Source organism: Streptomyces sp. NPDC031100 (assembly GCF_055570785.1).
Genome location: NZ_JBVIGN010000001.1, coordinates 374741 through 387781 on the forward strand (window position 1 = coordinate 374741; position 13041 = coordinate 387781).

Annotated in this window: 12 protein-coding genes; all 12 read right to left on the reverse strand. The window is 69.6% G+C overall.

Annotated elements, in window-relative coordinates; translation table 11 throughout:
• Positions 1-20 precede the first annotated feature (20 nt).
• Positions 21-308 (reverse strand): YggT family protein, encoded by a 288-nt coding sequence (locus ACZ5DS_RS01730; protein WP_359066134.1) that lies wholly within the window; start codon positions 306-308, stop codon positions 21-23.
• A gap of 50 nt (positions 309-358) precedes the next feature.
• Complete coding sequence (locus tag ACZ5DS_RS01735; RefSeq protein ID WP_468232911.1) at positions 359-1000, reverse strand: cell division protein SepF; 642 nt, start codon at positions 998-1000, stop codon at positions 359-361.
• Between the two features lie 128 nt (positions 1001-1128).
• Positions 1129-1848, reverse strand: coding sequence for a YggS family pyridoxal phosphate-dependent enzyme (locus ACZ5DS_RS01740; RefSeq protein ID WP_468232913.1), 720 nt, complete (start codon positions 1846-1848; stop codon positions 1129-1131).
• A 6-nt stretch (positions 1849-1854) separates the two neighbouring features.
• The gene (gene pgeF, locus ACZ5DS_RS01745) at positions 1855-2583 is read right to left on the reverse strand and encodes a peptidoglycan editing factor PgeF (protein WP_468232915.1); all 729 of its coding nucleotides are present in this window, start codon (positions 2581-2583) and stop codon (positions 1855-1857) included.
• The gene (ftsZ, locus tag ACZ5DS_RS01750) at positions 2580-3782 is read right to left on the reverse strand and encodes a cell division protein FtsZ (protein ID WP_468232917.1); all 1203 of its coding nucleotides are present in this window, start codon (positions 3780-3782) and stop codon (positions 2580-2582) included. The genes pgeF and ftsZ overlap by 4 nt, the downstream gene beginning before the upstream one ends.
• 278 nt (positions 3783-4060) lie before the next feature.
• Positions 4061-4858: a cell division protein FtsQ/DivIB gene (locus tag ACZ5DS_RS01755; RefSeq protein ID WP_468232919.1), complete on the reverse strand. Its 798-nt coding sequence runs from the start codon at positions 4856-4858 to the stop codon at positions 4061-4063.
• Positions 4859-4884: 26 nt separating this feature from the next.
• A complete protein-coding gene (gene murG / locus ACZ5DS_RS01760) occupies positions 4885-5973 on the reverse strand; it encodes an undecaprenyldiphospho-muramoylpentapeptide beta-N-acetylglucosaminyltransferase (RefSeq protein WP_468232921.1) in 1089 nt (362 codons plus the stop codon).
• Positions 5974-5979: 6 nt separating this feature from the next.
• Positions 5980-7338, reverse strand: a complete 1359-nt coding sequence (gene ftsW, locus ACZ5DS_RS01765) for a putative lipid II flippase FtsW (protein WP_468232923.1) — start codon at positions 7336-7338, stop codon at positions 5980-5982.
• 104 nt (positions 7339-7442) lie between these two features.
• On the reverse strand, positions 7443-8891 hold the full coding sequence (gene murD, locus ACZ5DS_RS01770) for a UDP-N-acetylmuramoyl-L-alanine--D-glutamate ligase (RefSeq protein WP_468232925.1): 1449 nt from the start codon (positions 8889-8891) through the stop codon (positions 7443-7445).
• Positions 8873-9943 (reverse strand): phospho-N-acetylmuramoyl-pentapeptide-transferase, encoded by a 1071-nt coding sequence (gene mraY, locus ACZ5DS_RS01775; protein WP_468233858.1) that lies wholly within the window; start codon positions 9941-9943, stop codon positions 8873-8875. Before mraY ends, murD begins: the two co-directional genes overlap by 19 nt.
• Positions 9943-11358 carry a UDP-N-acetylmuramoyl-tripeptide--D-alanyl-D-alanine ligase gene (locus ACZ5DS_RS01780; protein ID WP_468232927.1) on the reverse strand — a complete coding sequence of 472 codons (1416 nt, stop codon included), beginning with the start codon at positions 11356-11358 and terminating at the stop codon, positions 9943-9945. Before ACZ5DS_RS01780 ends, mraY begins: the two co-directional genes overlap by 1 nt.
• 4 nt (positions 11359-11362) lie before the next feature.
• Entirely contained in the window at positions 11363-13018 is a 1656-nt protein-coding gene (locus ACZ5DS_RS01785; RefSeq protein ID WP_468232929.1) for a UDP-N-acetylmuramoyl-L-alanyl-D-glutamate--2,6-diaminopimelate ligase, read from the reverse strand.
• Positions 13019-13041: the final 23 nt, after the last annotated feature.

Consider the following 13041-nt stretch of genomic DNA (forward strand, 5'->3'; position numbering starts at 1 on the left):
GACCGTATCGTCCACCCTCATCACAGGAAGCTCCGCGCAACGGCGATGAGGATGTAAACGATGATCATCAGTACGAAGAAGGACAGGTCGAGCGCCACGCCCCCGAGACGCAGCGGCGGGATGAACCGCCGCAGAAGCTTCAGCGGTGGATCGGTGACAGTGTAGGTGGCCTCCAGGACGACCACCATCGCCTTGCCGGGTTGCCACGAGCGGGCGAACTGGAAGACGTAGTCCATGACCAGCCGGAAAATGAGCACGACGAGGAACACCATCAGCGCGATGTAGATCACCTGCGCGAACACGCTCATGGCCTGACTTTCCCTCTCCCCAGTCCTGTGCTTCTTTCCGGTGGTACGTCTCAGCTCTGGTTGAAGAACCCGCCCTCTGCGATGCGGGCCTTGTCCTCCGCCGTGACATCGACGTTAGCAGGAGACAACAGGAACACCTTCTGCGTCACCCGCTCGATACTGCCGTGAAGACCAAACACCAAACCAGCCGCAAAGTCGACAAGTCGCTTCGCATCTGTGTCGTCCATCTCAGTCAGATTCATGATCACCGGGGTGCCCTCACGGAAGTGTTCCCCGATGGTACGGGCCTCGTTGTAGGTCCGGGGGTGAAGCGTGGTGATCCGGTACGGCTCTCGTTCCGACACGACCTTGGGCATGATCACCGGTGCGTTCTTCTCCAGGGACTGACGTTCTTGTGTGATGGATGCCACGGGCGCGATGCGCGCCGGACGTCCGGATTCCGCGGCGAGCGAAGTCGAACGAGCCACCGATTCGCGCGGCGCGGAGGGTTGCACGATACGCACCTCTTCGTCCCTTTGGGACTGATGTGCGCTGTGCGACTGATGTGACGATTCGTGTCGCCGGTGGTCCCGCTCGGGCTCCGGATCCAGCTCCGGCTCGAAGTCGTCGTCGGGGTCGAATCCACGGCCGTCGTACCCATCGTCCTCCACGAGGCCGAGGTAGACCGCCATCTTGCGCATCGCGCCGGCCATGCTCTGAGTCCTCCGCTCTGTGGTGGATCGACTGACGACTGCCAAGTGCCCGCGATCCACGAGGTCGTTGCGCCCGCCTTCACAGGCACTGACCATATTTTCTGCTGTGGTCCGACTTCTTGGCGACGTTACCCGAGCCTGGGGCGGACTCCGAGTACCGCGGTGCCGACGCGCACATGTGTCGCCCCGGCGGCCACGGCCTGTTCGAGGTCCGCACTCATCCCTGCCGACACCATGGTTGCAGCCGGATGAGCTCGGCGCAGGTCAGTCGACAAATCCATGAGCCGCTCGAATGCCGCCTGTTCGCGTCCCGCGTACTCTCCGGTGAGCGGGGCGACGGTCATCAGTCCGTCGAGCCGCAGTCCGGGAGACCCGGCCACGAGGTCGGCCAACTCTTCGATTCCGCCGGGCGCTACGCCACCGCGCTCGCCCCGCTCCCTCTCGCCGGCGTCGAGCGCGACCTGGATGAGACACCCGACCTCGCGCTCCGCCCGCACGGCCTCCGTGGACAGCGCCGTGACGAGCCGCGCACGGTCCACGGACTGCACGACATCCGCGTAACCGACCACGGAACGCACTTTGTTGGTCTGCAATTGACCGACAAAATGCCATTTCAGGGGCAGATCTGCACAGGCAGCGGCCTTCGGGGCCGCGTCCTGGTCGCGGTTCTCGGCGACGTCACGCACACCGAGTTCCGACAGAATCCGCACATCGCTCGCCGGGTAGGTCTTGGTGACCACGATCAGGGTCACCTCCTCCCGCCCCCGTCCGGCTGCAGCACACGCGGCGGCGATGCGCTGTTCCACTTTCGCCAGATTTCCGGCGAGTTCGGTCTTACGGTCCGTCATGCCCTATCAATCCAGCCAGACATAGCTCGCGAGCCGCCCGGTGGTGCGGTCGCGGCGGTACGAGAAGTGGTCGCCCGACTCCAGCGTGCACACCGGCGAGTGCACCCGGTCGCGCACCCCGAGCCGGTCGAGCTGTGCGTGCACTCCGGCGCTCACGTCGACCGCGGGCGTGCCCCAGCTCGTCTCGGCGTGCGCCGCCGACTCGACGGCGGTCACGTCGGCGCGCATCTGCTCCGGCACCTCGTAGCACCGGCCGCAGACCGCCGGTCCGGTGCAGGCGACGATCCGGCCCGGCTCGGCGCCGAGTTCGGTCATGGCCCGTACGGCGGCGGGGACGACCCCCTTGACCATCCCGGGCCGGCCCGCGTGCGCCGCGGCCACGACCCCGGCGACGGGGTCGGCCAGCAGGACCGGCACGCAGTCGGCGGTGAGGACGGCGAGGGCGAGTCCGCGGCGGGCGGTGACGACGGCGTCGACCTCCGGCACGGGTTGCTCGCCCCACGGCTCGTCCACGACGGCCACGTCGGCGCCGTGCACCTGGTTCATCCAGACGACCCGGTCGGCGTCCAGCCCCAGCGACTTCGCCGCCAGCTCCCGGTTGGCCCGTACCGCACCGGGATCGTCGCCCACGGCGCCGCCGAGGTTGAGCTCCTCATACGGAGCGGCGCTCACCCCGCCCCACCGGTCGGTGAAGGCGAAGTGCGCGCCGCTCACGCTCTCGCGCTGTCCTATCACTTCAGGAAGTCCGGTACGTCCAGTTCCTCGGCCGCGCTGTCCGCGTAGGTCCGCGACGACGGGAGCGGCGGGGCGGCCTGGACGTCGGCCACCGGCTCGGGCGCCGGCTCCGGCTCCTCCTTCGGGGTCACGCTGCCGAGGGAGCCGAAGGACGGGCGGCTCTCCGGCTGCCGTGCCGGAGCGGGCTCCTCACGGCGGGGCGCGGCCGAGGCGGAGGCCGAGCCGAGGACGTTGTCCCGGCGGGCCGGCGGCTGGCCGCCGTCGAAGCCGGCGGCGATCACGGTGACCCGGACCTCGTCGCCGAGGGCGTCGTCGATGACCGCGCCGAAGATGATGTTGGCCTCGGGGTGCGCGGCCTCGCTGACCAGCTGGGCGGCCTCGTTGATCTCGAACAGACCGAGGTCGGAGCCACCGGAGATGGAGAGCAGGACGCCGCGGGCGCCGTCGATGGACGCCTCCAGCAGCGGCGAGGAGATGGCCATCTCGGCCGCTGCCACCGCGCGGTCGTCGCCGCGGGCCGAGCCGATGCCCATGAGGGCCGAACCGGCCTCGGACATGACCGACTTGACGTCGGCGAAGTCGAGGTTGATCAGGCCGGGGGTGGTGATGAGGTCGGTGATGCCCTGGACACCGGAGAGCAGGACCTGGTCGGCCGACTTGAAGGCGTCGAGGACCGAGACCTGGCGGTCCGAGATGGACAGCAGCCGGTCGTTCGGGATGACGATGAGGGTGTCGACCTCTTCGCGCAGCTCGGCGATGCCGTCCTCGGCCTGGTTCGCGCGGCGCCGCCCCTCGAAGGTGAACGGGCGCGTGACCACGCCGATGGTGAGGGCGCCCAGCGAGCGCGCGATGTTGGCCACGACGGGCGCGCCGCCGGTGCCGGTGCCGCCGCCTTCACCGGCCGTCACGAAGACCATGTCGGCCCCCTTGAGGACCTCCTCGATCTCCTCGCGGTGGTCCTCGGCGGCCTTGCGGCCGACAGCCGGGTTGGCGCCGGCGCCGAGTCCGCGGGTGAGTTCGCGGCCGACGTCGAGCTTGACGTCGGCGTCGCTCATCAACAGCGCCTGTGCGTCGGTGTTGATGGCGATGAACTCGACGCCCTTGAGACCGACCTCGATCATCCGGTTGATGGCATTGACACCACCGCCGCCGACACCGATGACCTTGATGACTGCGAGGTAGTTCTGCGGTGCTGCCACGTCGAAGGCCTCTCGCCTCGAATTACGTTGTCGCCACCGGGCGGTTCCCCGCACCGGGACGACGGATGCCGAATGGGACGGTCCGAACGCCGACCCGAACCCTAACCCTGAAGTTTAGGGTTACCAGTGTGTCTGTTCCCTGGAGTCTTCTGAACAGGACACTAAGTCGACAAGTGGCGCCCGTTCAACGAACACGCCGAACCTCCCGTTTTTCTTTTCACCCTATGTGATCAGCCGTAGCAGTGCCCAACCAGGGTGCTGGCCTGCGCTGATGTGCGTCAACTCCCGGACGACGCAGGGGCGGTGGGAACGCTGACGTCGAAGTACCGGGCGCCCGGAGCTGCTTTCATGAGTGCTGTGAGGGCTCGTGCCTTGGCGCGGCCGTTCTCGCTGCTGCCCCATGCCACTGTTCGGCCGTCGCCCAACTCCAGCGAGATGGCGTCATAGGAACGGACTTGGACGTTCCGGGTGTCGCGGGCGACCGCGGCCGGCAGGTCGCCGACGATCCGGACGCCCTCCCGCACCAGCCGGTCGGTGCCGAAACGCCGGAAGCTCGCGGCACCGGAACCCGACCGGGATGCGGTCAATTCCAGTGTCGGAACGCCTTTCGGCGCCTGCGAAACCGTAGCGAAACGGACACCTTCGTCGTCGACTTCGACGAAGTTCCCGGCTTTTCGGATGAGCAGCACCGGGGTGCGCTCGGTCACTTTCAGGCCGATTCCATGGGGCCAGGAACGGACCACATCAACAGTGTCAATTCGGGGCAATTTCCGGCGAAGTCGGGCTTCGACGGCAGTCGTGTCGATGGAAATCAGCGGCGCCCCGATCGGCACCGAGGCGGCCTCGCGTACGTCGGCCGGCGTCAGCAGCTGGGTGCCGGAGACCGAGACGCGCTCCACACGGGTCCACGCGGAGCCGTACAACACCCAAGCGGAACCGCCCCCGAGGAGCGCCAGGACGACGACGGCCAGAATGACGATCGTACGAAGGCGGGGTTTCCTCAACCGCCGCGCGGGCGGCGGGCCGGACGACTCCTGCTGGCGGTCACCGCGCTCGGCGGTCGTCGGTCCGGCCACGCTCACTGCCCTTTCGTCATACGGTCCTAACGGCGCGAGGCGATCGCCTCGTACACCATGCCGACGAGCAGGTCGTCGGCGTCCCGGCGGCCGAACTCCCCGGCGGCGCGGGACATCTCGTACAGCCGGTGCGGGTCGGCGAGTACGGGCAGGACGTTCTGCTGCACCCACTCGGGCGTGAGTTCCGCGTCGTCGACGAGGAGTCCGCCGCCGGCCTTGACCACCGGCTGGGCGTTCAGCCGCTGTTCGCCGTTGCCGATGGGCAGCGGAACGTAGGCGGCCGGGAGCCCGACGGCGGAGAGTTCGGCGACGGTCATCGCGCCCGCGCGGCAGAGCATCATGTCGGCCGCGGCGTACGCGAGGTCCATCCGGTCCAGGTAACTTACCGGGATGTAGGGGGGCATTCCCGGCATCTGCTGCACCTGCGGCAGTTCGTTCTTCGGGCCGACCGCGTGCAGGATCTGGATGCCGGCCTGCTGGAGCCACGGAGCGACCTGCTGGGTCACCTCGTTGAGGCGCCGGGCGCCCTGGGAGCCGCCGGAGACGAGCAGCGTGGGCAGGTTCGGGTCGAGGCCGAAGCGGGCGCGAGCCTCGGGCCGGACGGCGGCGCGGTCCAGGGTGGCGATGGAGCGGCGCAGTGGGATGCCGATGTAGCGGGCGTCGCGCAGCTTGCTGTCCGGGGTGGAGACGGCGACCCGGGCCGCGTACCGCGAGCCGATCTTGTTGGCCAGACCGGGCCGTGCGTTGGCCTCGTGGATCACGATGGGCACGCCGAGGCGCTTGGCGGCCAGGTAGCCGGGCAGGGCGACATAGCCGCCGAAGCCGACCACACAGTCCGCCTTGGTGCGCTCCAGGATCTGCTCGGCGGCCTTGATCGTGCCGCGCAGCCGGCCCGGGACGGTGATCAGCTCGGGCGTGGGCTTGCGAGGCAGCGGCACCGCGGGGATCAGCGCCAGCTCGTAGCCGCGCTCCGGAACGAGCCGGGTCTCAAGGCCCCGCTCCGTGCCCAGGGCCGTGATCCCCACGGTGGGGTCCTGCCTGCGCAGGGCGTCCGCGAGGGCGAGCGCGGGCTCGATGTGGCCGGCGGTCCCCCCACCAGCGAGTACGACATGCACCGAAATTCACCGCTCTCCGGACGAGCGCGCCACCGAGGCACGCCGTCGCATCGTGTTCCATCTCCGAGGCCCCCGCTCGACACCGGAGCCTCCAGCCCGCTTTCTACCAAAGCGAGGTTGCCGCATGGCAAGCGCCGTCCGCGCAGCGGGGTCGTCGCGCGCGAAGGCGATCAGCAGCCCGATGGCGAACATGGTCGGCAGCAGGGCCGACCCTCCGTAGGAGAACAGCGGGAGGGGGACGCCGGCGATCGGCAGCAGGCCGAGCACCGCACCGATGTTGATCACCGCCTGGGCGGTGATCCAGGTGGTCACGCCTCCCGCGGCGTACCTCACGAAGGGGTCCTCCGTGCGTCCGGCCACGCGGATACCCGCATAGCCTAGAGCCGCGAACAGGGCGAGCACCGACAGCGTCCCCGCCAGGCCCAGTTCCTCACCGGTGACGGCGAAGATGAAGTCGGTGTGCGCTTCTGGCAGTTGGCCCCATTTTTCCACACTCGCACCAAGGCCGGAGCCGAAGATTCCGCCGGAGGCGAGGGCATAGATGCCGTGCACGGCCTGCCAGCAGTCGGCCACCCCGGACCTGGGCTCGGTGGCGCCGATGCAGGCGAGCCGGGCCATCCGGTTGGGGCTGGACTTGATCAGGACCAGGCCGATCAGACCGGCGATCGACAGCACCCCGCCGAACAGCCGGGTCGGTGCCCCCGCGAGCCACAGCACGCCGAACAGGATCGCCGTGAGAATGATCGCGGTGCCCATGTCGCCGCCGAGCATGATCAGGCCCAGCAGCAGGAAGGAGACGGGCACCAGCGGCACCAGCATGTGCTTCCACTGCGTCAGCAGCTTCTTCTCCTGCTTGCGGGCCATCAGGTCCGCGCCCCACAGCACCAGGGCGAGCTTGCCGAACTCGCTGGGCTGGATCTGGAAGGAGCCGCCGAGGGAGATCCAGTTCTGGTTGCCGTTGACCTCCCGCCCTATCCCCGGCACCTGCACCAGGGCCATCAGGAAGACGGCACCGGCGAGGATCGGGTAGGCCAGCGCCCGGTGCAGCTTCACCGGCATGCGGGAGGCGACGAACAGCAGTGCGCTGCCGATGACCGCGGCGAGGAACTGCTTGCGGAAGAAGTACGACCCCGGCAGCGACAGCTGCAAGGCGGTGATCTGGGAGGCCGAGTAGACCATCACCAGGCCCAGCACGGTGATCAGCAGGCTGCCGCCGAGGATCAGGTAGTAGGCGGTCAGCGGGCGGTCCCAGGCCTTCCGCGCGCGCAGGTAGAGCCGAAGTACGGAACTCTCGCGCGCCGGCCGTGATCCCGCAGGCCTGGCGGCGCGCTGAACCGGAGGACGGCCCGTACGGCTACTGGACATCACCAGCTCCTCGCACCCGCCGACCCAACCCGAGCCACATCCGCCTCACGCGTCCCTCCACCCTCCAAGGGTCCCGAAGCACCCCAGGTGGCCGAGACCCGCCGTCAGGCGCCCGCGCCGAGTTCGCGGACCGCTGCCGCGAACGCGTCACCGCGCTGGTTGTAGTTGGTGAACATGTCCATGGAGGCACAGGCCGGGGCCAGCAGCACCGTGTCGCCGGGCTGCGCGAGCCGCTTCGCCTCGGTCACCGCCTGGAGCATCGCCCCAGTGTCGGTCCGTTCGAGGTCGACAACGGGTACTTCGGGGGCGTGTCGCGCGAGGGCGTCGCGGATGAGGGCACGATCGGCGCCGATCAGGACGGCACCGCGAAGTCGCTTTGCCGACTTGGCGACCAGTTCGCCGAAGGTCGCACCCTTCGCCAGACCACCCGCAATCCATACGATCGACTCATATGCCGCCAACGAGGCTTCCGCGGCGTGGGTGTTGGTCGCCTTGGAGTCGTCCACGTACGCCACCCCGTCGAGGTCGTCCACGAGCGCGATGCGGTGGGCGTCCGGCGTGAAGGCCCTGAGGCCGTCGCGTACGGCCGTGGCGGGCACCCCGAAGGCGCGCGCGAGGGCCGCTGCGGCCAGGGCGTTGGCGATGTTGTGCGGGGCCGGCGGGTTGACGTCCGAGATCTCGGCGAGTTCCTGGGCGTTCTTGTGCCGGTTCTCCACGAAGGCGCGGTCGACCAGGATGCCGTCCACTACACCGAGTTGGGAGGGACCCGGGGTGCCGAGGGTGAAGCCGATGGCCCGGCAGCCCTCCTCCACGTCCGCCTCGCGCACCAGGTCCTCGGTGGGCTTCTCGGCCACGTTGTAGACGCAGGCGACCCGATTGCCCTCGTAGATACGGCCCTTGTCGGCGGCGTAGGCCCCCATCGAGCCGTGCCAGTCGAGGTGGTCCGGGGCGAGGTTCAGCACGGCCGCGGAGTGGGCGCGCAGGGAGGGCGCCCAGTGGAGCTGGTAGCTGGACAGCTCGACCGCGAGGACGTCGTACTGCTCCTCGCCGAGGACCGCGTCCAGCAGAGAGACGCCGATGTTGCCGACGGCGGCGGTGCGCAGGCCCGCGGCCTTCAGGATCGAGGCCAGCATCTGGACGGTGGTGGTCTTGCCGTTGGTGCCGGTCACGGCCAGCCAGGGGGCCGCGTCGGGACCCCGCAGGCGCCAGGCCAGCTCCACGTCCCCCCAGACGGGCACGCCGGCCTTCTCAGCCGCCAGGAAGAGCGGCTTGTCCGGCTTCCAGCCGGGCGCGGTGACGATCAGCTCGGTGCCCTCCGGCAGGGTCGCTCCATCGCCGAGGCGCACGGTGATGCCGAGCGCCTGGAGCTCCGCGGCCTGCTCACGCGCGCGGGCGTCGTCGCCGTCGTTGACGACCGTGACGATCGCCCCGCGTGCGTGGAGCACCTTCGCCGCCGGGACGCCGGAGACGCCGAGCCCGGCGACGGTGATGTGCTTGCCCTGGAAATCCGGGGATCCGGAAGGCACCGAGGAGGTCACTTGTCCGCTGCCCATCCCGCATAGAAGAGGCCAAGTCCGACAATCACACAGATTCCCTGGATGATCCAGAAGCGGACCACCACCAGGACTTCGGACCAGCCCTTGAGTTCGAAGTGGTGCTGGAGTGGTGCCATCCGGAAGACGCGCTTTCCGGTGAGCCGGAAGGAGCCGACCTGGATGACGACCGACATCGTGATGAGGACGAACAGGCCGCCCATGATGGCCACCAGCAGCTCCGTGCGGGAGAGGATGGCCAGGCCCGTGAGGACACCGCCGAGGGCGAGCGAGCCGGTGTCGCCCATGAAGATCTTCGCCGGCGAGGTGTTCCACCACAGGAAGCCCAGGCAGGCGCCCATCAGGGCGGAGGCGACCACGGCGAGGTCGAGCGGGTCGCGCACCTCGTAGCAGGCGGCCGGGTTGGTCAGCGTCTGCGCGTTGGCGCAGGACTCCTGGAACTGCCAGACGCCGATGAAGGTGTAGGCGCCGAAGACGAGGACGGAGGCGCCGGTGGCGAGGCCGTCCAGACCGTCGGTGAGGTTCACGCCGTTCGACATGGCGAGGATCATGAACAGCGCCCAGACGACGAACAGCACCGGGCCGATCGTCCAGCCGAAGTCCGTGATGAACGACAGCTTGGTGGAGGCCGGGGTGTTGCCCCGGGCGTCGGCGAACTGCAGCGAGAGCACCGCGAAGCCGATGCCGACGATCAGCTGGCCGGCCATCTTCGCCTTGGCCCGCAGGCCCAGCGAGCGCCGCTTGACGATCTTGATGTAGTCGTCGAGGAAGCCGACCAGACCCATGCCGAACATCAGGCCCAGGACGAGGAGTCCGGAGTAGGTCGGGGCGTAGCCGGTGATGAGCTTGCTCAGGAAGTACGCGGCGATCGTCGCCAGGATGAAGGCGATACCGCCCATGGTGGGCGTACCGCGCTTGCTGGCGTGCTCGCGCGGGCCGTCGTCACGGATGTACTGGCCGTAGCCCTTGCGGGCCAGCAGCTTGATCAGCAGCGGGGTCCCGATCAGGGTCAGGAAGAGGCCGATGACTCCCGAGAACAGGATCTGCTTCATCATCGGGCGGCAACCTCACCCTCGGCACCGGTCTCGATGAGCGCCTGGGCGACGCTTTCGAGCCCCACCGAACGGGACGCCTTCACGAGTACGACGTCCCCTGGGCGCAACTCGCTGCGCAACAGGTCGACCGCCGCCTGTGCGTCGGACACGTGCACCGACTCCTCACCCCACGAACCCTCGTTATATGCGCCCAGTTGCAGCCAGGAGGCTTCGATCCCCCCGACCGCGACGAGCTTGCTGACGTTGAGCCGGACGGCGAGCCGTCCGACGGCGTCGTGCTCGGCGAGCGCCTCGTCCCCCAGCTCGGCCATCTTGCCGAGCACCGCCCACGTGCGGCGCCCCTTGCCCATGGCCGCGAGCGCCTTGAGGGCGGCCCGCATGGACTCGGGGTTGGCGTTGTAGGCGTCGTTGACGATGGTCACGCCGTCCGGCCGCTCGGTGACCTCCATGCGCCAGCGGGAGAGGGTGCCAGCCTCGGAGAGCGCGGTGGCGATCTCTTCCGCGGACATGCCCAGCTCATGGGCGACGGCGGCCGCGGCGAGCGCGTTCGACACGTGGTGCTCACCGTACAGGCGCATGGTCACATCGCTTGCACCGGAGGGTGTGTGAAGCCTGAAGGAGGGCTGTCCGGTGTCCGTGAGTCGCACGTTCTCGGCGCGTACGTCCGCTTCGGCCGACTCTCCGAAAAGGACCACCTTCGCCTTGGTACGGGAGGCCATGGACCGGACCAGCGGGTCGTCGGCGTTGAGGATGGCCGCGCCGCCCTGGTCCGCCGGAGGGAGCGCCTCCACGAGTTCGCCCTTGGCCTCGGCGATCTGCTCGCGGCCGCCGAACTCGCCGATGTGGGCGGTGCCGACGTTGAGCACCAGGCCGATCCTCGGCGGGGTGAGGTCGGTGAGGTAGCGGATGTGGCCGGTGCCGCGGGCGCCCATCTCCAGCACGAGGAACTTCGTCTCCTCGGTGGCGGACAGGGCGGTCAGCGGCAGTCCGATCTCGTTGTTGAGCGAGCCGGGCGTGAACACGGTCGGCGCCTTGCTCCGGAGCACCTGGGCGATGAGGTCCTTGGTGCTGGTCTTGCCGGCGGAGCCGGTCAGGGCGACGAGGGTCGCGCCGAGCCGTCGTACGACATGACGGGCGAGGGCGCCGAGGGCGGTCTGCACGTCCGCCACGACGATCGCGGGCACGCCGACGGGCCGGGAGGCCAGCACGGCGACGGCACCGGCCGCCACGACGGCCTCGGCGTAGTCGTGGCCGTCGACGCGTTCGCCGACGAAGGCGGCGAAGAGGCTGCCCGGCACCACCTCTCGGGAGTCCCGGACGACCGGTCCCGTGACCTGGACGGACGGATCCGGTATGTCGTGCGTCTGCCCGCCGACGACTGCTGCGATCTCGGCGAGGGAGAGGGCGATCACAAGTTCATCCCTGGGTCTTCTGGATAGCTTCGCGAAGCACCTGGCGGTCGTCGAAGGGACGGACCACGCCGGCGATGTCCTGTCCCTGCTCGTGGCCCTTGCCCGCGACCAGCACGGTGTCGCCGGGCGCGGCGCGGCCCACGGCGGCGGCGATCGCGGCGGCCCGGTCCTCGAAGAGGAGCACCTCGCCGCGCTCGTGCGCGGGCACGGAGGCCGCGCCCTGGAGCATGGTCGCGAGGATCGCGAGCGGGTCCTCGGAGCGGGGGTTGTCCGATGTCAGTACGGCCGTGTCGGCGAGCCGGGCCGCGGCGGCGCCCATCGGGACGCGCTTGGTCTGGTCGCGGTCGCCGCCGCAGCCGAGGACCACGTGCAGCCGGCCCTTGGTGACCTTGCGCAGCGCCTTGAGCACCGACTCGACGGCGTCGGTCTTGTGCGCGTAGTCGACGACCGCGAGATAGGCCTGCCCGGCGTCCACGCGCTCCAGGCGGCCGGGGACCCCCGGTACGGCGGCGATGCCGTCGGCGGCGGTCTGCGGGTCGAGGCCGGCCGCGGCGAGGGCGACGACGGCGGCGAGGGTGTTCGCCACGTTGAAGGGGCCCGGCAGCGGCGACCTGGCGTGGATGCGCTCGCCCTGGGGGCCGACGACGGTGAACGTGGAGTCCATGGGGCCGACCTGCACGTCCTGGGCGCGCCAGTCGGCGTCGGGGTGGCCCTCGGCGGAGAAGGTGACGACCGGAACGGTGGCCTCCCGGGCGAGCCGGCGGCCGTACTCGTCGTCGATGTTGATCACGCCGAGTCTGCTGCGTTCCGGGGTGAACAGCTGCGCCTTGGCCCGGTAGTAGTCCTCCATGTCGGAGTGGAACTCCATGTGTTCCGGGCTGAGGTTGCTGAACACGGCGATGTCGAAGACACAGCCGTCGACCCGGCCGAGGACCAGGGCGTGGCTGGAGACCTCCATGGCGACCGCCTCGACACCGCGCTCGCGCATGACGGCGAACAGGGCCTGCAGGTCGGTGGCCTCGGGGGTGGTGCGCTCGGACTTGATGCGTTCCTCGCCGATGCGCATCTCGACGGTGCCGATGAGGCCGGTGTTACGGGTGCTCTTCAGACCGCCCTCGATCAGGTAGGCCGTGGTGGTCTTGCCCGAGGTGCCCGTGATGCCGATCTGGAGCAGGTCGCGGCCGGGGCGGCCGTAGATCGTCGCCGCCAGCTCGCCCATCCGCGCGCGCGGGTCGGCCACGACGAGGACGGGCAGTCCGGTCGCGGCGGCGCGCTCGGCGCCCGTCGGGTCGGTCAGCACGGCGACCGCGCCGAGGCCGGCGGCCTGCGTGACGAAGTCGGCTCCGTGCAGGCGGGCGCCCGGGAGGGCGGCGTACAGGTCGCCGGGGCGGACGGCGCGCGAGTCATGGGTGATCCCCGTGATCTCGGCGGCGCTCTCCGGGACGGCGGCACCCAGCTGATCGGCGAGTTCCGCGAGGGGTGTGGCGGAGACCTGAACCGGTCGCGGCGGTCCCGGGTATGTCACGGAAGCGCCCTTCTGGGTGGTTTGGGACTGATCAGCGTGTGGCACGGCGGTGAGCGTACCGGGCGCACCCGCTTCGGAGCGAAGTGAGGGGCTCGGAGCCCCAGGGTTCCCGGGGTTCGGGGTGATCGTTGTCACGAGTTCGTTCCTGGGTCTTTCGG

Coding starts and splice junctions, on each gene's coding strand:
- ACZ5DS_RS01735 (WP_468232911.1), bottom strand. CDS start 1,000: ATGGCCGGCGCGATGCGCAAGATGGCGGTCTACCTCGGCCTCGTGGAG.
- murD (WP_468232925.1), bottom strand. CDS start 8,891: ATGGGCAGCGGACAAGTGACCTCCTCGGTGCCTTCCGGATCCCCGGAT.
- ACZ5DS_RS01730 (WP_359066134.1), bottom strand. CDS start 308: ATGAGCGTGTTCGCGCAGGTGATCTACATCGCGCTGATGGTGTTCCTC.
- ftsW (WP_468232923.1), bottom strand. CDS start 7,338: ATGTCCAGTAGCCGTACGGGCCGTCCTCCGGTTCAGCGCGCCGCCAGG.
- ACZ5DS_RS01740 (WP_468232913.1), bottom strand. CDS start 1,848: ATGACGGACCGTAAGACCGAACTCGCCGGAAATCTGGCGAAAGTGGAA.
- mraY (WP_468233858.1), bottom strand. CDS start 9,943: ATGAAGCAGATCCTGTTCTCGGGAGTCATCGGCCTCTTCCTGACCCTG.